General features: G+C 37.4%; 31 protein-coding genes and 2 pseudogenes. 9 read left to right on the forward strand and 24 right to left on the reverse strand.

What is annotated here, in order from left to right:
* The 17 genes and pseudogenes from RYL77_RS04465 to RYL77_RS04550 all read right to left on the reverse strand — a co-directional run.
* Positions 1 to 107 (reverse strand): annotated as a pseudogene (locus tag RYL77_RS04465) (CPBP family intramembrane glutamate endopeptidase); the annotation flags it as partial.
* A gap of 192 nt (positions 108 to 299) precedes the next feature.
* On the reverse strand, positions 300 to 914 hold the full coding sequence (locus tag RYL77_RS04470; protein WP_315010172.1) for a type II CAAX endopeptidase family protein: 615 nt from the start codon (positions 912 to 914) through the stop codon (positions 300 to 302).
* 30 nt (positions 915 to 944) lie between these two features.
* On the reverse strand, positions 945 to 1,193 hold the full coding sequence (gene blpZ, locus RYL77_RS04475; protein ID WP_315010173.1) for an immunity protein BlpZ: 249 nt from the start codon (positions 1,191 to 1,193) through the stop codon (positions 945 to 947).
* A 36-nt stretch (positions 1,194 to 1,229) separates the two neighbouring features.
* The gene (locus RYL77_RS04480; protein WP_315010174.1) at positions 1,230 to 1,613 is read right to left on the reverse strand and encodes an immunity protein; all 384 of its coding nucleotides are present in this window, start codon (positions 1,611 to 1,613) and stop codon (positions 1,230 to 1,232) included.
* Positions 1,614 to 1,702: 89 nt separating this feature from the next.
* Positions 1,703 to 2,107: an immunity protein gene (locus tag RYL77_RS04485; RefSeq protein WP_315010176.1), complete on the reverse strand. Its 405-nt coding sequence runs from the start codon at positions 2,105 to 2,107 to the stop codon at positions 1,703 to 1,705.
* 28 nt (positions 2,108 to 2,135) lie between these two features.
* Complete coding sequence (locus RYL77_RS04490; protein ID WP_315010178.1) at positions 2,136 to 2,456, reverse strand: role in replication; 321 nt, start codon at positions 2,454 to 2,456, stop codon at positions 2,136 to 2,138.
* 14 nt (positions 2,457 to 2,470) lie between these two features.
* The gene (locus RYL77_RS04495; protein WP_315010179.1) at positions 2,471 to 2,698 is read right to left on the reverse strand and encodes a Blp family class II bacteriocin; all 228 of its coding nucleotides are present in this window, start codon (positions 2,696 to 2,698) and stop codon (positions 2,471 to 2,473) included.
* A 46-nt stretch (positions 2,699 to 2,744) separates the two neighbouring features.
* Complete coding sequence (locus tag RYL77_RS04500; RefSeq protein ID WP_315010181.1) at positions 2,745 to 3,101, reverse strand: hypothetical protein; 357 nt, start codon at positions 3,099 to 3,101, stop codon at positions 2,745 to 2,747.
* A gap of 214 nt (positions 3,102 to 3,315) precedes the next feature.
* Positions 3,316 to 3,447, reverse strand: coding sequence for a hypothetical protein (locus tag RYL77_RS04505; protein ID WP_315010183.1), 132 nt, complete (start codon positions 3,445 to 3,447; stop codon positions 3,316 to 3,318).
* Positions 3,448 to 3,859: 412 nt separating this feature from the next.
* The gene (locus RYL77_RS04510) at positions 3,860 to 4,897 is read right to left on the reverse strand and encodes a thioredoxin domain-containing protein (protein ID WP_315010185.1); all 1,038 of its coding nucleotides are present in this window, start codon (positions 4,895 to 4,897) and stop codon (positions 3,860 to 3,862) included.
* Between the two features lie 586 nt (positions 4,898 to 5,483).
* Positions 5,484 to 5,714, reverse strand: coding sequence for a Blp family class II bacteriocin (locus RYL77_RS04520; RefSeq protein ID WP_050390363.1), 231 nt, complete (start codon positions 5,712 to 5,714; stop codon positions 5,484 to 5,486).
* 189 nt (positions 5,715 to 5,903) lie between these two features.
* Complete coding sequence (locus tag RYL77_RS04525; protein ID WP_313970355.1) at positions 5,904 to 6,335, reverse strand: immunity protein; 432 nt, start codon at positions 6,333 to 6,335, stop codon at positions 5,904 to 5,906.
* 16 nt (positions 6,336 to 6,351) lie between these two features.
* Positions 6,352 to 6,666, reverse strand: a pseudogene (locus tag RYL77_RS04530) (role in replication).
* Positions 6,667 to 6,762: 96 nt separating this feature from the next.
* A complete protein-coding gene (locus tag RYL77_RS04535; RefSeq protein ID WP_000151808.1) occupies positions 6,763 to 7,365 on the reverse strand; it encodes a CPBP family intramembrane glutamic endopeptidase in 603 nt (200 codons plus the stop codon).
* A 381-nt stretch (positions 7,366 to 7,746) separates the two neighbouring features.
* Positions 7,747 to 7,944: a hypothetical protein gene (locus tag RYL77_RS04540; RefSeq protein ID WP_000521218.1), complete on the reverse strand. Its 198-nt coding sequence runs from the start codon at positions 7,942 to 7,944 to the stop codon at positions 7,747 to 7,749.
* 9 nt (positions 7,945 to 7,953) lie between these two features.
* Complete coding sequence (locus RYL77_RS04545) at positions 7,954 to 8,148, reverse strand: hypothetical protein (protein WP_313970340.1); 195 nt, start codon at positions 8,146 to 8,148, stop codon at positions 7,954 to 7,956.
* 16 nt (positions 8,149 to 8,164) lie between these two features.
* Complete coding sequence (locus tag RYL77_RS04550; RefSeq protein WP_000603122.1) at positions 8,165 to 8,350, reverse strand: hypothetical protein; 186 nt, start codon at positions 8,348 to 8,350, stop codon at positions 8,165 to 8,167.
* Between the two features lie 376 nt (positions 8,351 to 8,726).
* Here RYL77_RS04550 and RYL77_RS04555 point away from each other — a divergent pair, with 376 nt between their 5' ends.
* From RYL77_RS04555 to blpC, 6 genes are all read left to right on the forward strand, one after another.
* Complete coding sequence (locus RYL77_RS04555; protein WP_315010189.1) at positions 8,727 to 9,083, forward strand: hypothetical protein; 357 nt, start codon at positions 8,727 to 8,729, stop codon at positions 9,081 to 9,083.
* Positions 9,084 to 9,624: 541 nt separating this feature from the next.
* Positions 9,625 to 9,840 carry a hypothetical protein gene (locus tag RYL77_RS04560; protein ID WP_314415445.1) on the forward strand — a complete coding sequence of 72 codons (216 nt, stop codon included), beginning with the start codon at positions 9,625 to 9,627 and terminating at the stop codon, positions 9,838 to 9,840.
* 11 nt (positions 9,841 to 9,851) lie between these two features.
* Entirely contained in the window at positions 9,852 to 10,067 is a 216-nt protein-coding gene (locus RYL77_RS04565; protein WP_313970337.1) for a hypothetical protein, read from the forward strand.
* Positions 10,068 to 10,634: 567 nt separating this feature from the next.
* On the forward strand, positions 10,635 to 12,788 hold the full coding sequence (blpA, locus tag RYL77_RS04570) for a peptide cleavage/export ABC transporter BlpA (RefSeq protein ID WP_315010192.1): 2,154 nt from the start codon (positions 10,635 to 10,637) through the stop codon (positions 12,786 to 12,788).
* Between the two features lie 10 nt (positions 12,789 to 12,798).
* Positions 12,799 to 14,160 (forward strand): bacteriocin secretion accessory protein, encoded by a 1,362-nt coding sequence (locus RYL77_RS04575; RefSeq protein ID WP_315010194.1) that lies wholly within the window; start codon positions 12,799 to 12,801, stop codon positions 14,158 to 14,160.
* A 56-nt stretch (positions 14,161 to 14,216) separates the two neighbouring features.
* Positions 14,217 to 14,372 carry a quorum-sensing system pheromone BlpC gene (gene blpC / locus RYL77_RS04580; protein ID WP_315010195.1) on the forward strand — a complete coding sequence of 52 codons (156 nt, stop codon included), beginning with the start codon at positions 14,217 to 14,219 and terminating at the stop codon, positions 14,370 to 14,372.
* A gap of 42 nt (positions 14,373 to 14,414) precedes the next feature.
* Here blpC and RYL77_RS04585 read toward each other — a convergent pair whose 3' ends face one another.
* The 3 genes from RYL77_RS04585 to RYL77_RS04595 are packed head-to-tail and all read right to left on the reverse strand — an operon-like array spanning position 14,415 to position 16,849.
* Positions 14,415 to 15,755, reverse strand: coding sequence for a sensor histidine kinase (locus RYL77_RS04585; protein WP_315010198.1), 1,341 nt, complete (start codon positions 15,753 to 15,755; stop codon positions 14,415 to 14,417).
* A gap of 13 nt (positions 15,756 to 15,768) precedes the next feature.
* Positions 15,769 to 16,506: a LytTR family DNA-binding domain-containing protein gene (locus tag RYL77_RS04590; RefSeq protein WP_315010200.1), complete on the reverse strand. Its 738-nt coding sequence runs from the start codon at positions 16,504 to 16,506 to the stop codon at positions 15,769 to 15,771.
* Positions 16,507 to 16,510: 4 nt separating this feature from the next.
* Entirely contained in the window at positions 16,511 to 16,849 is a 339-nt protein-coding gene (locus tag RYL77_RS04595) for a LytTR family DNA-binding domain-containing protein (RefSeq protein WP_315010202.1), read from the reverse strand.
* A gap of 382 nt (positions 16,850 to 17,231) precedes the next feature.
* Between RYL77_RS04595 and RYL77_RS04600 the strand changes: the two genes are divergently transcribed.
* Entirely contained in the window at positions 17,232 to 17,561 is a 330-nt protein-coding gene (locus tag RYL77_RS04600; RefSeq protein WP_004261043.1) for a hypothetical protein, read from the forward strand.
* A 62-nt stretch (positions 17,562 to 17,623) separates the two neighbouring features.
* On the opposite strand, the gene RYL77_RS04605 is transcribed toward RYL77_RS04600, so the two are convergent.
* Complete coding sequence (locus RYL77_RS04605) at positions 17,624 to 18,673, reverse strand: ABC transporter permease (protein WP_315010203.1); 1,050 nt, start codon at positions 18,671 to 18,673, stop codon at positions 17,624 to 17,626.
* Positions 18,670 to 19,401, reverse strand: a complete 732-nt coding sequence (locus RYL77_RS04610) for an ABC transporter ATP-binding protein (RefSeq protein ID WP_315010204.1) — start codon at positions 19,399 to 19,401, stop codon at positions 18,670 to 18,672. Before RYL77_RS04610 ends, RYL77_RS04605 begins: the two co-directional genes overlap by 4 nt.
* 67 nt (positions 19,402 to 19,468) lie before the next feature.
* Here RYL77_RS04610 and RYL77_RS04615 point away from each other — a divergent pair, with 67 nt between their 5' ends.
* Together RYL77_RS04615 and RYL77_RS04620 are read left to right on the forward strand one after the other, a co-directional pair.
* Positions 19,469 to 19,879, forward strand: coding sequence for an HIT family protein (locus RYL77_RS04615; RefSeq protein ID WP_001278317.1), 411 nt, complete (start codon positions 19,469 to 19,471; stop codon positions 19,877 to 19,879).
* 9 nt (positions 19,880 to 19,888) lie between these two features.
* Positions 19,889 to 20,176 carry a hypothetical protein gene (locus RYL77_RS04620; protein WP_315010206.1) on the forward strand — a complete coding sequence of 96 codons (288 nt, stop codon included), beginning with the start codon at positions 19,889 to 19,891 and terminating at the stop codon, positions 20,174 to 20,176.
* Between the two features lie 25 nt (positions 20,177 to 20,201).
* Here RYL77_RS04620 and dnaJ read toward each other — a convergent pair whose 3' ends face one another.
* Both dnaJ and dnaK read right to left on the reverse strand, forming a co-directional pair.
* Positions 20,202 to 21,338, reverse strand: coding sequence for a molecular chaperone DnaJ (dnaJ, locus tag RYL77_RS04625; RefSeq protein ID WP_315010208.1), 1,137 nt, complete (start codon positions 21,336 to 21,338; stop codon positions 20,202 to 20,204).
* A gap of 436 nt (positions 21,339 to 21,774) precedes the next feature.
* On the reverse strand, positions 21,775 to 23,598 hold the full coding sequence (gene dnaK, locus RYL77_RS04630; protein ID WP_000034661.1) for a molecular chaperone DnaK: 1,824 nt from the start codon (positions 23,596 to 23,598) through the stop codon (positions 21,775 to 21,777).
* Positions 23,599 to 23,898: the final 300 nt, after the last annotated feature.

Here is a 23,898-nt window from a genome sequence, read left to right on the forward strand (position 1 = left end):
TCATTTTGAAAAAAATCCCCATGGTTAATCGTATAAGGAACTGTAATGACGATTATTAGTACTAAAAATCCAAAACAAAAGGCATGAAATTTATCAAAAAACTCCATAAAATTATCCTCCTCACCAAACAGACTTCCTACGCGTCATCCTTTAGATCTAGCCTTTCCAAAACAAACCATTTTATACTCGTCAACGTCGCCTTGGATTATATATGTGACTGACTTCGTCAGTTTCATCTACAACCTCAACACACTGTTTTGGGTAATCTGCGGCTAGTTTCCTAGTTTGCTCTTTGATTTTCATTGAATATAAGTTAAGAGTGGCAAACTGTTGTAAAACATGTGGACTAGAGTAGAAACCCACAAATTTTGGCTCTTTTTATAGGCAAAGCCCAGCAACAAGCCCCCGAAAAGATAATAGCAAAACGAAGGAATATCATAAGGTTCATGCATGAAAGAAAAGAGAGAGGATGTCAGCACAAGCCCCAGCCAAGAATTATCAAAAACTGCACCTTGAAGAAGCCCTCTAAACATGAATTCCTCCTGGATAGGTGCCAAAACTGTAGCACTAACAATAAAGGAAAGCGAAAGTCCTTTACTAGCTTCCTCAAGGTGTTGATCCGAAGCACCAGAAACAACTGAGAAAAAAGCATGATAGCTAATACTTACCAGCACAGTGAGAAGAAAAATTCCAATGAACAGCAAGAGTTGTTTCCTGCTTAAAATCCCCAAAGAAATCATATCAAACCATTTCGCATAGCCAAAACTAAGGAAAAGCAAGAGACTCTTTACAACAATGAATGTGTACTGGTGTTGAAAATAATCTCCTTGATTAATGGAATAACCCGCTGCACCAACGATTGCAAAGACTAAAAATCCAAAAAACAAGGCATGACATTTATTGAAAATGACCATAAAACTATCCTCCTCAACAAACAGACTTCCCTACAAGTCATCCTTTCGCTCTAACCTTTCCAAAACAAACCATTTGAGTAACCAAAATCCGATCACATAACCACCCCCTAAGAAGATAGGCATTAAAGATAGCATGGGATTTAGGAAATAAAAGGCCACAACAGATACAAAGGTTAGCACAAAAACATTAAAGGCAATGGTGTCAGAAGCCAAGACTAGAATATAGGGTGTCAACCAGTCTAAGGTTTTTGAATCTAGGAAAAATAAGCGTTTATGCATGATGACCTCCTCTTGTCAGGCTCTATTACTGCAAGATTAAGAAGACAGTTTGTTATTTTTAAGGCTAACCTGACTACTAGATAATAGATACATTAAGGCATTAAAGACAATGAAAATATGTCCATAGAATAAAATCAACCTCGCATCCAAACCAAGATAAAGTTTGACCATCAAAAAGATGAGCAAAAGAATTTGAAACCATACCGTTTTTCCAAAAATAAATTTAAAGCGGTTTTTAATGTCTGCCTCCTTGATTTGTACCGTCACCCCTTTATTGGTAAGAAGAAAAACGCCTGCTTCAAATAATCCACTGTAGAGAACAATCCACCCAATCGATACATTAGAGATTTGTAAAAATGTCCCTAAAAGAATATTCAACATACTACTCAAGAAAATAACAAGAAATAATCTGTATTTCATATTAAATACCTCCATTCATTTATTTCACGAACGTTTTAATAGAGTCTTCTACTCAAATATCCTGATAAAAGAGGAAAGAGGAAAGAAAGCTACTTTTTATAATACTTCAAGCCCCAAATGAGTAGAAGCATGATAAGCAAGCAGAGAATAGCGCCAATATAGGCAATTAATTGCTGATAGAATTCTCCTGCTGTTATCCCTCTATACAAACAGATAATAGACATAAAACCTGTCAAACCAATGAACATAAGTTGATTGGTTCTAGGACTAACCAAATCATCATCTTCAAACTTTCTTATCCTCATTTCTCTAGTGAGGTAAACAGTGACCAAAATAGAAGCCAAGTTAATAACCACTAAAAGAAATTGGAAAACCAAGGAAAAATTTAAAAACTGACGAGATAGAAATAGATAAGTAGAGACAAGTAAAGGCAACTGACCTAAGAACAATCTCGCAAGGAAGATGGTCCGTTTTTTAAAAAATATTTTTTTCATAGCTTTCTCCATTACAATTAAATGATATCTAATCATTTTCTAAAATTTGATAACTTTTGTGAAATGTTTTAGCAGAAACAACTCTATGATTGGTGATATCTATATAATCACCTGGATAACCGAGAACATACATTCCATAACCAGCGAATCCTCCTCCAACTGTTCCAACTAGACCAAACTTGATATTCGTTGCAATAGAAGTGTTGAGACCTGCCATTAGAATGCGCACATGATTATCCAACCAAACCATATAATTTTTTTGAAAAGCTTCCTCTACCCAACTTGGTTTAGGAGTTGCTTGACCAATTTCCCAAACATCAACAATTTGATTCCCATATTTTGCCTTCATAGCTTCAATCCTTTTTAAATACCATTACATGAGTTTGGAGTTCCCCCTATACCATATGGACCACATGGTTTTGAAAAATGTATAATAGGCCACTTACCATTTAATTGATCCAAAGTTGGAGAAGGTGCTAGCCCACCCAATAAACCAGCAATCATATCTCCCCAACCTCCAAAACCTCCTTCAACTTTCGCAAGCATCTCAGTATCCATCATTTCAAATTGTGACATCGTTTTTGTATTCATAGGGAATTTAACAACGTAAAGATCTAAAATCTAAAACCATTCACCCTTACTTCCGTCTGTTCTCATATATTCTCATGATTGCAACAAGGATAGCAGCTGTCCCACTTGCCAAAGCTAGAAGGGTAATGATAATGTTTAGGATTTCAGGCGTACTCCCTATTCTATTGATAAGACGGAGTAGGGATATAACTGTCAACTGAATCAGGAGTATTGATTCTACTCTTATCAATGAAGTCAGTTGGTTTTCAACTGCATATAAAAAGGCTGGTAGCAAAACACAGGCTATAGCAATCACAAACAGATTGCCCCCCGTTTCTTCTCCCTTGTTCACCACGGAAATCATGAGAAGATTCGATGCTATAATCAACGTAGAACAGATGATAAAAAAGGATTTCTTATTCATTTAATATACCTCACATACTGTGGTAAAAGTCAAACTGGACAAAGACAAACTTTAACTGTTAGCTTCTGAAAATTGAAACATTGTTTTTTTCTTCCTCTTCGTCTTCTTTTCTTTTATTTTCTTTATAATCGTTCAGCATTTCAAAACCTTTATCAAAAGCAAAAAAACCTAAACCTAAAGAAAACGGCGCTCCGACTATTTCTATAGCTTTTGCTCACCTTGGCCCAAAATCTTCTGAAAAATAAGCAAGCGCCCCGACGGCTACAACTGCTAAAATTAAAAAATATGCTCCAAAATCTGCACTTTCTGTTACTATAGCTTTTTCTGTTCTACTATTCTTACTCATGATAATTTTCCTTTCATTTTCGATTTTCTACTTCAGCTAATACTAACTATTTCCCATGCTTTTTTACCTATGCATTAACTACTATTTAATCCTCCAAAAGTGGTTAGTTTTCTCCCCTATAAGAGTTGGTATTCCACTTTCGGCTACAACCTTAACAAGGTTAGTATACTACTATTCTTTGAAATTTTCCATCCAAATCATAAATAGTCATCAAAACATCTTGAGGCGTTAAAATAATCGAAAAAGAAAGCATTTCGTAAATACTTACCCTTTTATCATTCAGTTCATATACAGTTATAATCTTTTATATATAAAATAAATACACCTATCTTCTCACTCTTGTCTATAGGCAAATGTTAGCTATATGTTATTACAAACAAATAATATCATTGCACCTGTTTACCATCTATTTTTATTTATGAATTTTTTGTTTCACTTTAATCATTATAGAAGCCATAAAAAACGCGACAGCTAGCCGAATCAGTTGGTAACTTTCTTCCTCTCCTGTTTTCGGTAATAATTTTTCATTCGAAGTAATAGATTCGCTTACATAATCAGTCCCCTTAACATCAGTTGAAGGAGTTTTATTTTCTTGAGCAGCATCAAAAATAGGTTTGGGAGTTTCCAATTGATTCTTATTGTCTAACATTGCTAAATTGTCAGATTGAGTAGTTTTAGCTTTAGAAGTTGAGTTTGTACTCTCCACTTTCCCACTATTTTCGCTATTAGAATTGGGATTATCATTGGATATTTTCATTTCAGTTCTTTTTTCATCACTCATACCTTTGCTGTCGCTTACAACTTTATCACTAATACTCATGCTGTCATCTCTGGTTTTCTCATCACGGACACTTTCAGTTACTGTTTCCTCAGAAGATTTCACTGTCTCCGTTTGCTTAGGTAAGTTTCTCGAGTACATATAATCATACACCTGTTGTGCAGTTGCTCCGCCACCAACCCATCCAGATATCGGATGTCCATTTTTTAAATACAAAATTGTTGGTGTTCCTGGAATACCGACTTTTTTAAATAGAAACTCTCTCGCTTCCCCATCAAAATCCTTACCATCCAAATCATAATACTCTAACTTCTTTTCAATCAAGTTATTAAATTCTTTCAATTCAGGAGAAAATTGACGACAATGAGAGCAAGTTTTTCTACCAAAATAAATAGTATGTTCCAATTGATCCTCTGTAAAAGATTGACGTACAGCTTCAATATCTATCTTTTTAAAGTCCGTAACATTCTTCTCATACTCTTCTGGGGTTACAACAGAAGGTTTATGCTCCACCTTTTCCTTAGCCGATGGCAAATCTGGTGCCACAACAGAACTATCATTCGCCTGGATAGATGAAGTAGTAGGCTGTTCTTCTGCATATACAACACCCGTAGTAATAGATGCAAATACAAGTGGTACAAGTAATAGCGATTTTATCTTTTGATTCTTCATAAGAATACTCCTTTACATTTGTTATTTTTATCTTACCTTATTTAAGATTACAAATTCATATAAATCTTAAATGGTCATCGAAACATCTTGAATTGCAAAAACTTCATTATAAAAGGGTAAGTATTGCGAAAACACTTACCCTTTTATTTTATACTTCATTAAGCTCTACTTTTTATAATACTTCAAACCCCAAATGAGTAGAAGCATAATAATCAAGCAGAGAATAGCACCAATATAAGCGATTAATTGTTGGTAGAATTCTCCTGCTGTGATACTTCTATACAAATAAATAATAGACATAAAACCTGTCAAGCCGATATACATAAGTTGATTGGTTCTAGGACTAACCAAATCATCATTTACTTCTATTTAAGATCATGTCTTTTATGTTAATGTATGTTAACACTAAAAAACAAGTTAGGCCAATAATATTTAAAATGAACAATAACGGGGTTAAGTCTCTAAAAAAATTATCCACTGACACTATAAGAAATACTATACATAATATAGTCGAAACTATCTTTTTCTTGTTCATAATTATTTACTCCATTCCAACTAAATTCAGCTTAGTAATGAAGAGCGATTTTTAACAGAATGTAGCAGCACCCGTTGCCGCTCCGCCCCAAAAACCAGCAGCAGCTCCAGATACAGTACCAATGATAGGTAGCGTTACAGTGCCCACAGCACCACCAGCAACTCCTCCAGTCAATGCACCTCCAACTACACCGAGTCCACATTTTATCCAACCGCCACCTTCAATACAAGCAAGCACATCAGTATCCATAATCTCAAATTGTTCCATCATTTTTGTATTCATGACAAATACTCCTTTTTTATTTTTAATTTTTGTCCTGTTGCAACTTTGACAATTTCAGTATAGCACTATTTGTTAAAGTTTTTCATCCAAATCTTGAATTGTCATCGAAACATCTTGAATTGCAAAAAAAATTCATTATAAAAAGGTAAGTATTTCGAAAACACTTACCCCTTTATACTTCATTAAGCTCTACTTTTTATAATACTTCAAGCCCCACATAAGCAGAAGCATGATAATTAAGCAGAGAACAGCGCCAATATAGGCGATTATTTGTTGGTAGGTTTCTGTTGCTATGATACCTCTATACAAACAAATAATAGACATAAAGCCTGTCAAGCCGATGAACATAAGTTGATTGGTTCTAGGACTAACCAAATCATCATCTTCAAATTCTCTTATCCTCATTTCCCTAGTGAGGTAAACAGTAACCAAAATAGAAGCCAAGTTGATAACCACTAAGAGAAATTGGAAAACCAAGGAAAAATTTAAAAACTGACGAGATAGAAACAGATAAGTAGAGACAAGCACGGGAAACTGACCTAGGAACAATCTCGCTAAGAATACATTGCGTTTTGTTACAAATATTTTTTCTTTCCCAATCAGCAGAAACAATTTCTCCATTACAATTAAATGATATCTAATCATTTTCTAAAATGTTATAACTTTTGTGAAATGTTTTGGAAGAAACAACTCTATGATTTGTAAGGTCAAGATAATCTCCTAGATAGCCAAGAACATACATACTATAACCAGCGAATCCTCCTACAACTGTTCCAATCAGACTAAACTTGATATTAGTTACGAGAAAAGTATTAAGAACCACCATTAGAATGCGCAGATGATTATCCAATCAAACCATATAATTTTTTTGAAAAGCTTCCTCTTCCCAACCTCCGAAACCTTCTTCAACTTTCGCAAAATTCTCAGTATCCACAATCTCAAATTGTGACATCATTTAATATTATTAATCTAAACAGTAATAGTATCCATTTCCCTATTTTTTAAGATTTTTTATCCAATATTATATCATATTGGTTACTTACATATACTACAAGAATGATAAACAATTGTAACAGATATGAACTAAAATAGGCACCGATAGATTTTGACTCTTTTTATAAGCAAAGCCCAGCATGAAACCTCCAAATAGATAATAGATAAACGAAGGAACATCATAAGGAGCATGCAGGAAAGAGAAGAGAGAGGCAGTCAGTATAAGCCCCAACCAAGAATTTTCAAAAACCGCACCTTGAAGGATACCTCTGAAAACAAATTCCTCCAGAATAGGCCCAAAAACTGTCACGCTTGCAATAAAGGATAAGGAAATTCCTGTACTAGTAGCCTCAAGGTGTTGATATCTAGCACCAGAAGAGACTGTAAAAAAACTATAATAACCTATATTTACCAGCACACAAATAAGAAAGCTTCCAATAAAAAGTAGAATTTCTTTCTTCGTTAACCTTCTTAGCGAAACCATATCAAACCATTTCGCATAGGCAACACTCAGTGAAATCCAGAAAGTCTTTGTGATAATAAATAGGTACTCGTTTTGAAAAAAATCTCCTTGATTGATGGTATAACCTACTGTAGTAACTGTTATAAAGGCTAAAAATCCAACAAACACAGCATGACATTTGTTAAAAATAGTCATAAATACAACCTCTCTCTAATTGAAGTAACTAAAAACTTAAACTTCAAAATTTTTTTCTCTATAAATACATTTTACTGATATTCCAAACATAGACAATCTAAATTTTTGTGAATTTCTACAAGAAAATTGGAATTTTTCAAATCATTACGAGCAAAGTTTGAAACTAACAAACTCCTCCACCTTACTATAAAGCACCAGAAAACGGCTAATTTCAATACTTAGGATATTTGAGACTATATAATCGAATCTAAGTTTAGAATTTCCTTTTTTTCTAGAGTAGTTCCTCAGATAACTTTACCTATCATTCGAATTTACCTAAACACAGTATAATAAAACTTTGTCTTTAACCTGAGGTGTTTTCAACTATAGTTTTATAAAAATTTAACATTGTGGTAAAATTTTTCCTGGATACGCAGGTGTATAGTTTTCACATAAAGGGAGATTCCCTCCTTTTCCCGGGTGAGTTAAAGCATATTCAAAATATCTCACCCAAGTGTCAGGATGAAATATTGAACCATGACTGTCACCACCATAAATCAATTCTAGTTCCGATAATTCTATAATAGTAACTTTTCCCATTCTATTTCCCTACTTTCTACATGGTAAAACAGGCGCCGGATAAGCTGGACCATATTCGTAACACATTGGAAGAGTAACCGAATTTGGATGACGGTGTGCTAAATATCTTCCTATTTTTTCTCCCAATTCATAAAAATTTATCAAATCGTCTCCTCCTTGTATTCTTTCTAAATTTGAATCTGTTAATACCTTTATATATTTCATTGTTTTACTCCTTCTTCTATGGTAGCTTAACACAATACCAGTGATTTCCATTATCAATCATACATTTCTCATCAGTATAACCAGCTAATATCCCATAAGCAAAAAATCCTGCTGGACCAACCCACCAAGCAATTCCGCCTTCTATATCAGAAAGTGTATCCTCATCAAGAATTTTTAAGGATACAGAAGATTGTAAAATCATGATGAATACCTCCATTTTATTTTTATTTTTATTTTTTGTCTTGTTGCAACTTTGACAAGTTTAGTATATCATTGTTTTTTAAAATTTTTCATCCAAATCTTGAATTGTCATCGAAACATCTTGAATTGTAAAAACTTTCTCCTTACCAAAGTAACGAATATCATTCATAAACCGAAAAATAATATATGTTATCATTGTTTTTTGCTATAATGGTTAATGAGCTTACCTTTCTTGTCTTCAATAAAAAATCAGTATTTGAAGAAAACTAGGAAGCTAGTCACAGATGGTACTGCTTTACGGCGAGATGGTGTTACAGTAGTTTGAAGAATATTTCTTGGGTTCAAACTAAAATACCATAGTATATGAGGTGTCCTATATGAATAAGAAATCCTTTTTTATCATCTGTTCTACGTTGATTATAGCATCGAATCTTCTCATGATTTCCGTGGTGAACAAGGGAGAAGAAACAGGGGGCAATCTGTTTGTGATTGCTATAGCCTGTGTTATGCTACCAGCCTTTTTATATGCAGTTGAAAACCAACTGACTTCATTGATAAGAGTAGAATCAATACTCCTGATTCAGTTGACAGTTATATCCCTACTCCGTCTTATCAACAGAATAGGGAGTACGCCTGAAATCCTCAACATTATCATTACCCTTATCGTTTTGGCAAGTGGGACAGCTGCTATCCTTGTTGCGATCATGAGAATATATGAGAACAGACGGAAATAATATTTAAGACCTCTTAATACTATATACTTGTTCGGTATCGTATTGAACCATAATATACAGGTGTTGTTATGAATTGTTTTAGCTGATTTAAAGATACCAAGACTAAAAAACTATGTTTAAGTTAGAATTTTAAAAATTCAATTTTTGGCCGCCTAATCTTTCTTCCAATAGTCATCAAACAAGTCTTTTATTTCATACGAAGTGGTTTCTATAGGACAAGTGTATTTTTCCTACTTGCTTTTTAATTTCTTTTTTACAATTCAAGATGTTTCGATGACAATTCAAGATTTGAATAAAAAATTTTAAAAAACAATGCTATACTAAACTTGTCAAAGTTGCAACACGACAAAAATCTATGTTCAGAGGTGAGTGTCGTTAAAAATAAGATTTATTATGTATCAAATATTTTTTATGGTGTATTACTATTTTCTATTGGATTAAAAACAAAAGTATTTGTCTTTACCAGCTTAGCTTCAATAACTACGATAACTCTATCCATAATAGGACTTTTTAAAATTAAACGCAAGGACAAGGAGTAAATATGTTAGAATTAAATTTCAATAAATTAGAAGAAATTTCCGGTGGAGGAAATGTGAATGACTGTGTAAACGGAATTATCGCTTCAGCAGTAGTAATTGGACTTGCTGCTACAGGTCCAACAGGGTGGTTAGCACTAGCTGCGCTAGGTGGAGCAGCTGGTACTGCTGGCTTCGCTACAGGCTGGTCATGTACTTCGCTCTATTATGAAGGTAATTAGGAGGAACAATAATGTTAATGGAAATTAATGAAAACTTTCTTGAAGAAGTTGTCGGTGGAGGAAATGTATCCGACTGCATGCTATCAGCGAGTGGTGCGCTAGGTACGATAGCTAGCGTAGGAGCAATAACAGGTCCCATTGGCTGGGGTGTCGCGCTAGTTTCTGCAGCAGGCTTTGGCTTCCTAACGGGATATAATTGCACTGCTTTATATTTAAACGGAGATTAAAGATACATATGATTTAGAAAGTTATATAAGCCCAAATTACCAGCCAGCGCCTAGAGACGCTGGCTTTCACTTTGTTCAAGCCTTATTACTCTTGACTCGTCACTTGCCTCTCAAAGAGGATTTAGTATTACTTACCACTATCCCTAAAGGGATCCTAATATTCTTTTACACTCAATTTATCTAGTGCTATATCATGCTTTACTCGTTCTCAAATTTTCATACTCGTGAAGAAATCATCCACTGGATAATTTCTTTAATCTTGACTACATTTCTTAATTGTAGCTTCATTTATTTCCCTATAATCGGATTTCACACACCTAATTTTTCATTTCATATCACCTGAAATACTTAAAAAAATCTAGACAAAAAAGCTTGAATATAAGGAAAAACGCATAATATCAGTACACAAAAACCTTTACATTGCGTTTTATTGTTGCAATATTTTCTTCATTTTCTACCCAACTTTTTTACCATTCAGGAAGTTTCAATGACTATTCAAGATTTCGTAAAATATGAACTTATTTTTATGGCATAATATACCTATCTACTATATGAAAGGAATTGCCAATGACTTCTTATAAACGTACATTTGTTCCTCAAATAGATGCTAGAGACTGCGGTGTTGCTGCCTTAGCCTCGATTGCTAAATTCTATGGTTCAGATTTTTCTCTAGCTCACTTGAGAGAACTTGCAAAGACCAATAAAGAAGGGACGACTGCTCTTGGCATTGTAAAAGCCGCTGATGAAATGGGCTTTGAAACAAGACCTGTTCAAGCAGATAAAACGCTATTTGACATGAGTGATGTCCCCTATCCATTTATCGTTCACGTTAACAAAGAAGGAAAACTCCAACATTACTATGTTGTCTATCAAACAAGGAAAGACTATCTGGTTATTGGTGATCCTGACCCTTCTGTAAAAATCACCAAAATGTCAAAAGAACGCTTTTTCTCTGAATGGACTGGAGTAGCTATTTTTCTAGCTCCCAAACCTAGCTATCAACCCCATAAAGATAAAAAGAATGGTCTACTAAGCTTCCTTCCTCTGATTTTCAAGCAAAAATCTCTCATTGCTTACATTGTTCTCTCAAGCTTATTGGTCACGATTATCAATATCGGTGGTTCTTATTATCTCCAAGGAATCTTGGATGAATACATTCCAAATCAGATGAAATCAACTTTAGGAATCATCTCAGTTGGTCTGGTTATCACCTATATCCTCCAACAAGTCATGGGCTTCTCCAGAGATTATCTCCTAACCGTTCTAAGTCAGAGATTAAGTATTGATGTGATTTTATCCTATATTCGCCATATTTTTGAACTTCCTATGTCTTTCTTTGCGACACGTCGTACAGGAGAAATCATTTCACGGTTCACAGATGCTAACTCTATTATAGATGCCTTGGCTTCTACCATTCTTTCTCTTTTTCTGGATGTTTCTATTCTGATTCTTGTAGGGGGCGTCTTACTGGCACAAAACCCTAATCTCTTCCTTCTTTCTCTTATTTCCATTCCTATATACATGTTCATCATCTTTTCTTTTATGAAGCCTTTCGAAAAAATGAACCATGATGTCATGCAAAGTAATTCTATGGTTAGCTCTGCCATTATCGAAGATATCAACGGGATTGAAACTATAAAGTCGCTCACGAGTGAAGAAAATCGCTATCAAAATATAGACAGCGAATTTGTAGATTATTTGGAAAAATCCTTTAAGCTCAGTAAGTATTCTATTTTACAAACGAGTTTAAAGCAGGGAACAAAATTAGTTCTGAATATCCTTATCCTATGGTTTGGCGCTCAATTAGTCATGTCGAGTAAAATTTCTATCGGTCAGCTGATTACCTTTAACACACTTCTTTCTTACTTTACAACTCCTATGGAAAATATTATCAACCTCCAAACCAAACTCCAATCTGCGAAGGTCGCTAATAACCGTTTGAACGAGGTCTATCTAGTCGAATCTGAATTTCAAGTTCAAGAAAACCCTGTTCATTCACATTTTTTGATGGGCGATATTGAATTTGATGACCTTTCTTATAAGTATGGTTTTGGACGAGATACCTTAACAGATATTAATCTCACGATTAAACAAGGAGATAAGGTTAGCCTAGTTGGAGTTAGTGGTTCTGGTAAAACAACTTTAGCCAAAATGATTGTCAATTTCTTTGAACCCTACAAAGGACATATTTCCATCAATCATCAGGATATTAAAAACATTGATAAGAAAGTCTTGCGCCGTCATATTAATTACCTACCCCAACAAGCCTATATCTTTAATGGCTCTATTTTGGAAAACTTAACTTTGGGCGGTAATCATATGATTAGCCAAGAAGATATTCTAAGAGCTTGTGAGTTAGCTGAAATCCGTCAAGACATTGAAAGAATGCCTATGGGCTATCAAACTCAGCTCTCTGATGGAGCTGGTCTATCAGGAGGACAAAAGCAACGAATCGCTCTCGCTCGTGCTCTTTTAACTAAATCTCCTGTTTTAATACTAGATGAAGCTACTAGCGGTCTTGATGTCTTGACTGAGAAAAAAGTTATAGATAATCTTATGTCCCTAACTGATAAAACCATTCTCTTTGTAGCCCATCGTCTCAGTATAGCCGAACGAACCAACCGTGTCATTGTTCTTGACCAGGGGAAAATCATTGAAGTGGGTAGTCACCAAGAGTTAATGCAGGCGCAAGGTTTCTACCATCATCTATTCAATAAATAAGGAGAATGTCATGAATCCTAATCTTTTTAGAAGCGTCGAGTTTTATCAGAGACGTTACCATAACTATGCGACAGTGTTAATTATACCTCTTTCATTACTGTTTACTTTCATCTTGATTTTCTCCCTTGTTGCCACAAAAGAAATTACTGTTACTTCCCAAGGAGAAATCGCCCCTACAAGTGTCATTGCATCCATTCAGTCAACCAGTGATAATCCTATCCTTGCTAATCATTTAGTGGCAAATCAAGTAGTTGAAAAAGATGACTTACTCATCAAATACTCTGAAACAATGGAGGAAAGTCAGAAAACTGCCTTAGAAACTCAATTACAAAGACTTGAGAAGCAAAAAGAAGGACTTGGAATTTTGAAACAAAGCTTAGAAAAAGCGACTGATCTTTTTTCTGGCGAGGATGAATTTGGCTACCATAATACCTTTAGGAATTTTACTAAACAATCCCATGATATTGAACTGGGTATCACAAAGACTAACACCGAAGTTTCAAATCAAGCTAATCTTGCCAATAGCAGTTCATCAGCCATCGAACAAGAAATTACAAAAGTTCAACAACAAATTGGAGAATATCAAGAGTTGAGAGATGCTATCATAAATAACAGAGCACGCTTACCAACTGGCAATCCGCACCAGTCAATTTTGAATCGTTATCTTGTAGCCTCACAAGGACAAACACAAGGAACTGCAGAGGAGCCATTTTTATCTCAAATTAATCAAAGTATTGCAGGTCTTGAATCATCTATCGCAAGTCTCAAAATTCAGCAAGCTGGTATCGGAAGTGTAGCAACTTATGACAATAGTTTAGCGACCAAAATTGAAGTACTCCGCACTCAGTTTTTACAAACAGCCTCACAGCAACAACTAACCGTGGAGAACCAATTAACAGAATTAAAAGTACAGCTAGATCAAGCGACACAGCGCTTAGAAAACAATACCTTAACCGCCCCAAATAAAGGTATCATTCATCTGAACAGCGAATTTGAAGGTAAAAATAGAGTTCCAACTGGTACAGAAATTGCTCAAATATTCCCTATCATCACAGATACAAGAGAAGTACTAATCACTTACTACGTATCTTCTGACTATCTACCTCTACTAGATAAAGGACAAACTGTAAGATTAAAACTGGAGAAGATTGGAAATCACGGCATTACCATCATCGGTCAACTTCAGACAATTGATCAAACTCCTACCAGAACAGAGCAAGGAAATCTCTTTAAATTAACCGCTCTTGCAAAACTATCTAATGAGGATAGTAAACTCATCCAATATGGCTTACAAGGTCGCGTCACTAGTGTAACTGCAAAGAAAACATATTTTGATTATTTCAAAGATAAAATTTTAACCCATTCTGATTAATTTTCAGATAACACTCTATAACTATTTATTATCTTATAAAACAGGAGAATCATAACATGGATAAGAATCAAAACCTAACCTCATTTCAAGAACTAACAACTACCGAACTCAACCAGATTACAGGTGGAGGATGGTGGGAAGATCTCTTACATGAAATAATTTTTAGTAAATTTAAAGTCACAAAAGCACTTGAACTACCTATTCAGCTATAAAAAATAAGACCGAGTAACAAGAACTCTCGGTCTTATTTTTTATCATTCTGTATGTATTATAGTAAACACCTGACGAAAGACTTGATTTTGGCAGGTGGTATTTAGACTGGTATTGGGATAGCTTTCCACAATCTTCATAACGGTATAGAGACCAACTCCTCTCTCTTCCCCTTTAGAACTGGCTCCAAAGGAGAAAATCTCAGAAATATCTATGCCCTCTTCTTTGATGGAATTTTCAATGATAAAGGTCTCCTGTGCTCCATTTTTTAAAAAGGCGATTGAAACGTGAGGTTGACTAGCCTCTGCACTGGCTTCAATAGCGTTGTCACAAAGGATAGACACAATGGTTAGAAAGTCAAGCAAGCTCATCCCCTCGACCTGAATCTCCTCAGGAACTTCGACATTAAAGACAATCTTCTTATCTCTGGCTTTTAAAAACTTTCCTGCTAGGAGACTTTTGAGGGCTTTATCACGAATATTCACCAATCGGCCCAGGTCATATTTATTGTCCTGCAATTTTTCACTAGAATCCTTTAAGACCGAGTCGTAAACCTCTTTTATCTGTTCCATATCCTCCTCTTCAATGCCCAGACGTAAGCTGGTCAAAAGATTGGTGTAGTCATGGCGAAAACTCCGAACTTCCTTGTAAAGTTCCTCTATATGCCGACTATATCGCTCCATATCTCTGTAGCGCAAGGCCTGTTCTTGGTTCAGTCTCTCATGGAGTTTGTCCTTCAAATAGGTATCCAATTTCTTAATAATTCCCATAAAAAAGAGCAAGTAAAAGACTAGGATGAGATGGCGAACAGTCTTTGATTGGATATCGTATGCATATTCAAAGTAAGACAGACTTTCCATGACAAGAAAGTAAGCCCCCATTATCCAGTTAATCGTAGTCAGGGAATTTTGAAAACCTTTATCTAGAATCTCCCTTCTCAAGTTAGTGAAATCATAGTCTAACCATTTCAAAAAGGCTAGAGAAATGAAGAAATTGAAAATTATTATACACAACCAAATCAAAGAGTAATCATCATGTACTTGCCCTTGTCCCAAAAATGGAAGCACAAAATAAGAAATACCTCTATAAAAGAGATTCACCAATATCATTGGAAAGAGACCATAAAAGAAAAGGAGTTTTTTAGGAAGCCCTCTTAACAATAAGAAAGACAAGCCTATACCGTACAAGGGTTCCGTAAAATAAGATAGGTAAGTATTTCCTACTATATAGTTAATCGTTACAAAAACGACTGCTAAAAGTAACTTAAAAAGAAAAGCTTTAAAAAATCTCTCCAGAGTTAGAACAATTCCATCCACCTTAAAAAATATAAACAATTCCAATACAGCTATCAAAAATGAATATACTATCTTCCAAACTATTTCCATTACATTACCTCACTTAGTGTAAGTTATTGATAGCCTCAGACACTTCCTTGACCTTATAACGGGCGATTAGACAGCTTCCACCATTGGGAAAGTAAAGGAGTTTTTCTTTCTTATCCAAATGCACCACATTTGCAGGATTGATGAGAAAAGAGCGGTGGCACTGCAAGAGACGGGGCTCCTGCTTGAAAACCTCCTCTAAACTCGCTGTAAATTCCAGCCTATCCGTCTTAGTATAGAGAATAACACGATGGGCTCTGGGCGACGTTTCAAGATAGTAAACCTCTTTAAAAGGATACTGGAATTGGGCAAATTTTGATTTAAAGTAAAAGCAATCTTCAGCCAGACTTTTACTATCTTGACCATTGGCATAGAGGAGGGCTGTCTCGATACGAGATTCAAACTCCTCTGCTGAAAGGGCCTTATCAATGTAGTCCAAAGCAGACACTTGGTAACGAAAGGACAGGGGCATAAACTCCGAGTGAGTCGTCACAAAGACAATCAGGGCATAAGGGTCTCGATCCCGAATCTTTCTAGCCACTTCCAGACCCTTCATCTCCTCATTTCGAATCTCAATATCCAAAAAGAATAGCTGATGGGCACCCTTCTCACGCACCTCTGCCAGCAATTGATCTGGCTTACCAAAAACTTCAAAAGAGCTAGGAATGATATGATGTTCCTTCAAAAGTTTCTCAATCGTCGTTTCAATTCTAGTCTGTTGGGAAAAATCATCTTCTAAAACAAATATTCTCATCTTCCTACTCTCCTTTTTTCAACCATTTTTGACGAATTTCTCTATAGCGACGTCTGGCATACTTGACAGCGTATTGACCTTCTTCTCCAAGAAAAAGGATTCTTTCTTGAAAATCAATCGATTTTACTTTATCAAGATTAACCAAACAATTTCGATGACATCTCATCAAGTTTTCCCCATATTGGTTCTCAAGATTACTTAAATTTTGAACCATATTAAAACTAGCCTCTTCTGTAACAATCTGTACGGTATGGGCTTTAGTTGGATGTGCTTGGATATAGTAGATATCGTCGACGTTTACTTTATAGACTGTTTTCTGTGTCTGAATAATCATATGTTTCATTGGATTCTCCTCCTAATACTCTTCGAAAATCAAATTCAAACCACGTCAGCTTCACCTTGCCGTACTCAAGTACAGCCTGCGGCTAGCTTCCTAGTTTGCTCTTTGATTTTCATTGAGTATAAGAAAAGAATAACAGAAAAGTTCTAGCACAAGCACACCCAATCCTAAACAGTCTTTGAAAACTCCTAAAAGGACTATTTTTCTACAACATCATGATGAGCTTACAACTATTTTATCATAAAATTTTAACAGTACCATTCAGGAAATTTCAATGACAATTAAAGATTTGTAATCGAAAAAGGAGATAAAAGTGATAGAATGACAGTATCAAAATACAGTTGCTAGAAACAAGACTGGCACCCAGATTAAAGGAGGAATTCTCATGACAGATACAGACCCCATTAAAAGAGCTCAGACTTTGATTACTGACTTAAACAAAGCCTATCAAGCATGCAAACAGGCAACCGCTGACGACGTCCGCTTTCAGGAGCAACTAAACTCTATTCTTGGTTTTCTAGCCAAGGCTGAAACAGTGGATAATCGAGTCTTGATTGAACTGGAAAAATTTTACCAGACTTCCAGTCTTCTCATGGGACTCAGCGCTCTCGATCCAGATGCTCCAACTCGCGCTGCTTGGCGGGCCTATGATCGTTTCCACTTTGACCAAGTCAAGACCAAGTTAAGTCTCTACGGACCAACCATTATCCTGTAGTAACAAAAAAGAAGTTGAGACAAACTGAACTCAACTTCTTTTTTAATATCATATAGGCAATGTTAGTCCTGCATCTGACGTTTGACCTGATAAGGTAAGTACAAGACTAGTAAAACCAAACCAGCTCCCATTAAAGCTAGAAGGGCTAGTTTTTCTTGGAAGGTAATCAACCCGACAACTAATTCCACAAGTAAAACAAAACTGGTCAATCCTCGGACTACCGCCTGTAAACCTTTTTCCTTTTGCCCCTTATCCAGCGGAAAGAGTTGTGTCAAATACTGGTAGTCAAAGGCGTGATAGAGAGCCAGCAACTGGAAGAGCAAGAGGTAGTTAAAGAGAACCACCACTGCTGTCGCAATCCAAGCTTGCTCGATAAAAACCTGCGCCAGTATGGAAAGCAAGAGCAGACGGAGACTGAGGGCAAAGAGGTCTCCATTTCGCAGATAAGAACGCAGATAGAGATTTTGCCAAATCTTTCCAGGCACCTTCTGAACAGCCTTTAGGATAAAGTCCAGATAGGCACGACGCTTAACGCTGTTTGAAATCCCCTTGACCTGCGTAAAGAGGGCAAAGAAACGAAGCAAGACTTGCTTACGCTTGCTTTCTTGGGAAATGACAAAGTCCCAGTCCAGTCCAGTTTCAGTAAAAAATTTGTTAGCTTTTTGACGAAAGAGCAGATATTTCCCTACACCAAATAAAAGCACATAGACCAAAAAAACTGGTATGCCATAACCCATTGCTAAAAATAAAGGCGCAAATAACAGCAAGAAAAGGGTTTGGGTAAAGAGCCAAAAGACTAGGGAAATGGCAGTTTGACGCTTTAGATAGAGCTTGATTTCCTCTTCTCCGACCAAGAGAAAGAGCTTATCTGGTGCCTCCATATAGGTGGCAATCCCACCCCAAAGCAAAAGCAAAACAGACGTAATACCTACAAACAAAAGGATAGGCCAATGATTTTCAGGAAAATGTTGCAAGAGTTGACTGTACTGGTAGGCTAGAAAGCCCAGCAGGACAAGCAGGAACAAGACAAAGTGGTCATTGAGAACATAGCGCAGATAACCAAGACACTCCTTACGAAAAGCCTGCTTTCTCTTTAAAAACAAGTCTTTCATAGGTCCTCCTCTTTGGTCAGAGCCAAGTAAATGTCATTCAAACTAGCCTCAGGCATACCAAAGGCTTCGCGCAGTTGCAGGAGATTTCCCTTAGCACGCACCTCTCCCTTGTGAAGAATAACAAAGGCATCACACATCTTTTCCGCCGAATCCAGCACGTGGGTACTCATGAGAATAGACTTGCCCTTTTGCTTTTCCACTTCCAAAAGCTGAATCAAGTCAGAAATCGCCAGCGGATCGAGACCAAGGAAAGGCTCATCCACGATGAAAAGACTCGGGTCCACCACAAAAGCACAGATAATCATGACCTTCTGCTTCATCCCTTTTGAAAAATGAACAGGGAACCAGTCTAATTTCTGGTCCAGACGGAACATTTTTAATAAAGATTCTACTCGCTCAAAAGCCACTTTCTGCTCAATACCATAAGCCATAGCAACCGTTTCGATATGCTCTCTGAGGGTTAATTCCTCATACAGACTGGGTGTCTCAGGAATGTAGCCGATTTGCTTGCGGTAGTTAGTCGCATCTTTTTGCAAGGTCAATCCGTTGATATTGATAGAACCGCTATAAGGTGTCAACAGACCAATAATTTCATTGATAGTCGTAGACTTCCCAGCACCATTGAGACCAATCAAACCGACCAGCTGCCCACTTTCAACAGTAAAGGACACATCTTTCAAGACAGGGACATGAACATAGCCACCTGTCAGGTTTTTAATTTCTAACATATTTTCTCCAAATCTGGTATAATGTAGCTATATTATATCAAAATTCAATACAGTAGAGGTAGATTTTATGTCAGATTGCATTTTTTGTAAAATCATCGCAGGGGAAATTCCTGCTTCAAAAGTATATGAAGATGAGCAGGTTCTTGCCTTTCTTGATATCTCTCAAGTGACACCAGGACACACCTTGGTCGTGCCAAAGGAACACTATCGCAATCTTTTAGAAATGGATGCTACTAGCGCCAGCCAACTCTTTGCCCAAGTACCAAAAGTAGCTCAAAAAGTCATGAAAGCTACCAAGGCTGCTGGCATGAATATCATTGCCAACTGTGAAGAAATCGCAGGGCAAACCGTCTTTCATACCCACGTTCACCTTGTGCCTCGCTACAGTGCGGACGATGACCTCAAGATTGATTTTATCGCCCACGAACCAGACTTTGACAAACTCGCTCAAGTCGCTGAAACTATCAAAAACGCCTAAGGAGTTGCCATGAAATTATCCAATCTACTGCTATTTGCAGGAGCTGCAGCCGGAAGTTATCTGGTCACAAAAAATCGTCAAACCATCACAGATGAAGTCTTGAATACCACTGACCGCGTTCAAGCTATCAAGGACGATGTGGATATTATCCAAAATAGCCTGCAAATCATCGACCAGCAAAAAGAACTCATCAAGGAATATCAAGAAGACCTGACTTACAAGTTTAAGGTCTTGGAAAAAGATATCCAGACTAGACTAGCTGTGATAAAAGAAATGCAGGAACTTGAAGATAAGTAAAAAGAGCCCGACAGCTCTTTTTACTTTATTCTCCTTCAAAGGCATCTTTAATATGGTCAAAGAAGCCTTTTTTCTTTGGATTGACTTTTAAATCACCAGCAGCTGCGAATTCTTTCAAAGCTGCTTTTTGGCGGTCGTTCAAGCCTGTCGGTGTTACGACATTAACAGTAACGTATTGGTCACCAACTGCACCGCCACGAAGGCTCGGAGCTCCCTTACCACGTAAGCGGAATTTCTTACCAGTCTGAGTTCCCTCTGGGATAACCAATTCAACATCACCGTGAACAGTTGGGATATCAACTGTATCACCAAGAGCTGCTTGGACAAAGTTGAGATTGAGATTGTAGAAGATAGTGGTTCCTTCACGTTCAAACTTGTCGCTGGCTTCCACAGAAACCACTACATACAAGTCACCATAAGGTCCACCATTAAATCCAGCTTCACCTTGACCAGCTAGGCGAATTTGTTGACCTGTTTCCACACCAGCAGGGATTTTTACATGTACACTATGGGCTTGTTTTTCATGACCTGTTCCATGACATGTTGTACATGGATCTTTGATTTCTTTTCCGCGACCATGACAGACATCACAGGTTACTTGGCGACGCATCATACCAAGCGGAGTCTGTGTATCGACGTTAATGACACCAGCACCATGACAGCGTCCACAAGTGACTGGACTTGTTCCTGGCTTAGCACCTGAGCCATTACATGTACTACAGCTTGCTTCACGATTGTACTTAACTTCTTTTTCAGCTCCAAAAATAGCTTCTTCAAAGGTCAAATTCACACGGTATTGGAGGTCATCCCCCTGACGAGGAGCATTTGGATTGCGCGAAGTACCGCCTCCACCAAAGAAACTTGAGAAAATATCCTCAAAACCACCGAAGCCACCTGCACCATTGAAACCGCCAAAACCGCCTGCACCACCAAAGCCACCGTTGGCTCCAGCCGCACCATATTGGTCATAGGCTGCACGTTTTTGGTCGTCACTCAAAGTCTCATAGGCTTCTTGAACTTCCTTGTATTTTTCCTCAGCACCAGGCTCCTTGTTGATATCTGGGTGGTATTTTTTCGAAAGCTTACGATAAGCCTTTTTGATCTCGTCTGCCGAAGCGTTTTTTGACACCCCCAGACGATCATAAAATTCAGTATTGTTCATAATTCAAGATACAAAGGGCGTCAAACGGACACAGCCAAAATAGGAGTTTTGACGACGGACGCTTGCGTCCTAGAAAAAACTATCTTTTTGGCACAGTCCGTAGCCCGTGTTCAATTCTCTGAACACCCTTGTTCCTTTCTGTTATTGTTGCGGAACGAAACCACCATTTAGGTCAGGTCTAATTCCTTTCTTTTATATTGATGAGACAAAACCCAAATAAATCAGGTTTAGTCCCTTTTTACCGAAAAACAGAGGCTGGGTTGCAACCTCTGGATTTCTTCCTATCATTACGACGTTCAAGTTTTAAAAATCAAACTAGTAATGCTAAATCGAGCACGCCCTAACCTCTTGGTGAAAAAGATAAATCTTTCTAGAAACTAAAGTTTCTGCGTCAGATTTCCTATTTTCACTGTGAGGTTTTAACGGGCTTTGCATCTTACTTTTCCGTAAACTCTCCGTCTACGACGTCATCGCCTGCGTTTCCTGTTGCTTGTGCGCCTTCTGCTCCTGCTTGAGCTTGTTGCGCTGCTGCGGCTTGTTCGTAGAGTTTAACAGCAAGTCCTTGAGCTTTTTCGTTCAATGCTTCAAGTTTTGCTTTCATGTCGTCCAAGTTGTTGTCTTCTTGAGCTTTCTTAAGGTCATCAAGGGCAGCTTGGGCAGCATCACGTTCTGCGTCGAAGCCTTTGCCTTCAGTTTCCTTGATTGTCTTTTCAGTCGCGAAGATAGCTTGGTCTACTTCGTTACGAAGGTCAACTTCTTCTTTACGTTTCTTATCTGCTTCAGCGTTAGCTTCTGCATCTTTCATCATGCGGTCGATTTCTTCGTCAGTCAAACCTGAGTTAGATTGGATCACAATAGTTTGTTCTTTTTGAGTTCCAAGGTCTTTAGCCTTAACAGACACGATACCGTTCTTGTCGATGTCAAATGTTACTTCGATTTGAGGAATTCCACGAGGTGCAGCTGGGATATCTGTCAATTGGAAACGTCCAAGAGTCTTGTTATCTGCTGCCATTGGGCGTTCACCTTGAAGAACGTGGATATCAACGGCTGGTTGGTTGTCTGCTGCTGTTGAGAAGACTTGTGATTTAGAAGTTGGAATTGTTGTGTTACGGTCGATGAGTTTTGTGAAGACACCACCCATTGTTTCGATACCAAGTGACAATGGTGTTACGTCAAGAAGGACAACGTCTTTGACATCACCAGTGATCACACCACCTTGGATCGCAGCACCCATAGCAACTACTTCATCAGGGTTTACTGATTTGTTTGGTTCTTTACCAGTTTCAGCCTTAACAGCTTCTACAACGGCTGGGATACGAGTTGAACCACCAACAAGGATAACTTCGTCGATTTCTGACAAGCTCAAACCTGCATCTGAAAGGGCTTGACGAACTGGAACTTTTGTACGTTCAACAAGGTCACGAGTCAAATCGTCAAATTTCGCACGAGTCAAGGTCATTTCCAAGTGAAGAGGTCCAGCCTCACCTGCAGTGATGAATGGCAAGCTGATTTGTGTTGAAGTTACACCAGAAAGGTCTTTCTTAGCTTTTTCAGCCGCATCTTTCAAACGTTGCATTGCCATCTTGTCAGTAGACAAGTCAATACCGTTTTCTTTCTTGAATTCTGCTACCAAGTGGTCGATGATTTTTTGGTCAAAGTCGTCACCACCAAGTTTGTTGTCCCCTGCAGTTGACAATACATCGAAGACACCGTCACCCAATTCAAGGATAGAGACGTCGAATGTACCACCACCAAGGTCAAATACCAAGATTTTTTCTTCTTTATCAGTCTTGTCCAAACCGTAAGCAAGAGCGGCTGCAGTTGGTTCGTTGACGATACGTTCTACTTCAAGACCAGCGATTTTACCAGCGTCTTTTGTTGCTTGACGTTGAGCGTCGTTGAAGTAAGCTGGAACTGTGATAACTGCTTTCGTTACTTTTTCGCCAAGGTAGTCTTCAGCATAACCTTTCAAGTATTGAAGAATCATAGCTGAGATTTCTTGTGGAGTGTATTCTTTTCCGTTAGCAGAAACTTTTTCAGAAGTTCCCATTTTAGATTTGATAGAGATGACTGTATCTGGGTTTGTAACTGCTTGACGTTTTGCAGCGTCACCAACGATGATTTCTCCGTTTTTGAATGATACTACAGATGGAGTTGTGCGGTTTCCTTCTGGATTTGCGATGATTTTGCTTTCAGTTCCTTCAAGAACTGCTACTGCTGAGTTTGTTGTACCTAAGTCAATACCGATAATTTTAGACATGTGTTTTTCTCCTTAAATTTTATCTTTTTTTCTTTTTGATATTTCCCTTAAGTGGTGGGGACGTGAGCAACTCCCTTCGGGATTTCATCACTTATTTTTGAGCCTATTGTCTCAAAAATCCCCTGTTTCAGTAGCAGAAGCTACTGAAACTTTCACCACGGCGGGAAATATCTTCCTTGCAAGCCTCCGGCTTGCCTCTTATCTTTCTTCATAGTTTAGTGTCGTTTCGGACGAGTTTTCTATTATGTAAATTGCGACACGAGGAGTCGAAATCGATTTCATTTCGACGACGAGTTAGTA

This window comes from uncultured Streptococcus sp. (assembly GCF_963516515.1).
Classification (GTDB): domain Bacteria; phylum Bacillota; class Bacilli; order Lactobacillales; family Streptococcaceae; genus Streptococcus.

Coding starts and splice junctions, on each gene's coding strand:
- RYL77_RS04535 (WP_000151808.1), bottom strand. CDS start 7,365: ATGACTATTTTTAACAAATGTCATGCTGTGTTTGTTGGATTTTTAGCC.
- RYL77_RS04555 (WP_315010189.1), top strand. CDS start 8,727: ATGAATAAGAAATCCTTTTTTATCATCTGTTCTACGTTGATTATAGCA.
- RYL77_RS04520 (WP_050390363.1), bottom strand. CDS start 5,714: ATGAATACAAAAATGATGGAACAATTTGAGATTATGGATACTGATGTG.
- RYL77_RS04615 (WP_001278317.1), top strand. CDS start 19,469: ATGTCAGATTGCATTTTTTGTAAAATCATCGCAGGGGAAATTCCTGCT.
- blpA (WP_315010192.1), top strand. CDS start 10,635: ATGACTTCTTATAAACGTACATTTGTTCCTCAAATAGATGCTAGAGAC.
- RYL77_RS04470 (WP_315010172.1), bottom strand. CDS start 914: ATGGTCATTTTCAATAAATGTCATGCCTTGTTTTTTGGATTTTTAGTC.
- RYL77_RS04510 (WP_315010185.1), bottom strand. CDS start 4,897: ATGAAGAATCAAAAGATAAAATCGCTATTACTTGTACCACTTGTATTT.
- RYL77_RS04560 (WP_314415445.1), top strand. CDS start 9,625: ATGTTAGAATTAAATTTCAATAAATTAGAAGAAATTTCCGGTGGAGGA.
- RYL77_RS04620 (WP_315010206.1), top strand. CDS start 19,889: ATGAAATTATCCAATCTACTGCTATTTGCAGGAGCTGCAGCCGGAAGT.
- RYL77_RS04480 (WP_315010174.1), bottom strand. CDS start 1,613: ATGAAATACAGATTATTTCTTGTTATTTTCTTGAGTAGTATGTTGAAT.
- RYL77_RS04590 (WP_315010200.1), bottom strand. CDS start 16,506: ATGAGAATATTTGTTTTAGAAGATGATTTTTCCCAACAGACTAGAATT.
- RYL77_RS04495 (WP_315010179.1), bottom strand. CDS start 2,698: ATGAATACAAAAACGATGTCACAATTTGAAATGATGGATACTGAGATG.
- dnaK (WP_000034661.1), bottom strand. CDS start 23,598: ATGTCTAAAATTATCGGTATTGACTTAGGTACAACAAACTCAGCAGTA.
- RYL77_RS04545 (WP_313970340.1), bottom strand. CDS start 8,148: ATGAAATATATAAAGGTATTAACAGATTCAAATTTAGAAAGAATACAA.
- RYL77_RS04550 (WP_000603122.1), bottom strand. CDS start 8,350: ATGATTTTACAATCTTCTGTATCCTTAAAAATTCTTGATGAGGATACA.
- RYL77_RS04565 (WP_313970337.1), top strand. CDS start 9,852: ATGTTAATGGAAATTAATGAAAACTTTCTTGAAGAAGTTGTCGGTGGA.
- RYL77_RS04595 (WP_315010202.1), bottom strand. CDS start 16,849: ATGAAACATATGATTATTCAGACACAGAAAACAGTCTATAAAGTAAAC.
- dnaJ (WP_315010208.1), bottom strand. CDS start 21,338: ATGAACAATACTGAATTTTATGATCGTCTGGGGGTGTCAAAAAACGCT.
- RYL77_RS04505 (WP_315010183.1), bottom strand. CDS start 3,447: ATGAGTAAGAATAGTAGAACAGAAAAAGCTATAGTAACAGAAAGTGCA.
- RYL77_RS04490 (WP_315010178.1), bottom strand. CDS start 2,456: ATGAAGGCAAAATATGGGAATCAAATTGTTGATGTTTGGGAAATTGGT.
- RYL77_RS04525 (WP_313970355.1), bottom strand. CDS start 6,335: ATGGAGAAATTGTTTCTGCTGATTGGGAAAGAAAAAATATTTGTAACA.
- RYL77_RS04600 (WP_004261043.1), top strand. CDS start 17,232: ATGACAGATACAGACCCCATTAAAAGAGCTCAGACTTTGATTACTGAC.
- RYL77_RS04605 (WP_315010203.1), bottom strand. CDS start 18,673: ATGAAAGACTTGTTTTTAAAGAGAAAGCAGGCTTTTCGTAAGGAGTGT.
- blpZ (WP_315010173.1), bottom strand. CDS start 1,193: ATGCATAAACGCTTATTTTTCCTAGATTCAAAAACCTTAGACTGGTTG.
- RYL77_RS04500 (WP_315010181.1), bottom strand. CDS start 3,101: ATGAATAAGAAATCCTTTTTTATCATCTGTTCTACGTTGATTATAGCA.
- RYL77_RS04575 (WP_315010194.1), top strand. CDS start 12,799: ATGAATCCTAATCTTTTTAGAAGCGTCGAGTTTTATCAGAGACGTTAC.
- RYL77_RS04585 (WP_315010198.1), bottom strand. CDS start 15,755: ATGGAAATAGTTTGGAAGATAGTATATTCATTTTTGATAGCTGTATTG.
- blpC (WP_315010195.1), top strand. CDS start 14,217: ATGGATAAGAATCAAAACCTAACCTCATTTCAAGAACTAACAACTACC.
- RYL77_RS04485 (WP_315010176.1), bottom strand. CDS start 2,107: ATGAAAAAAATATTTTTTAAAAAACGGACCATCTTCCTTGCGAGATTG.
- RYL77_RS04540 (WP_000521218.1), bottom strand. CDS start 7,944: ATGGGAAAAGTTACTATTATAGAATTATCGGAACTAGAATTGATTTAT.
- RYL77_RS04610 (WP_315010204.1), bottom strand. CDS start 19,401: ATGTTAGAAATTAAAAACCTGACAGGTGGCTATGTTCATGTCCCTGTC.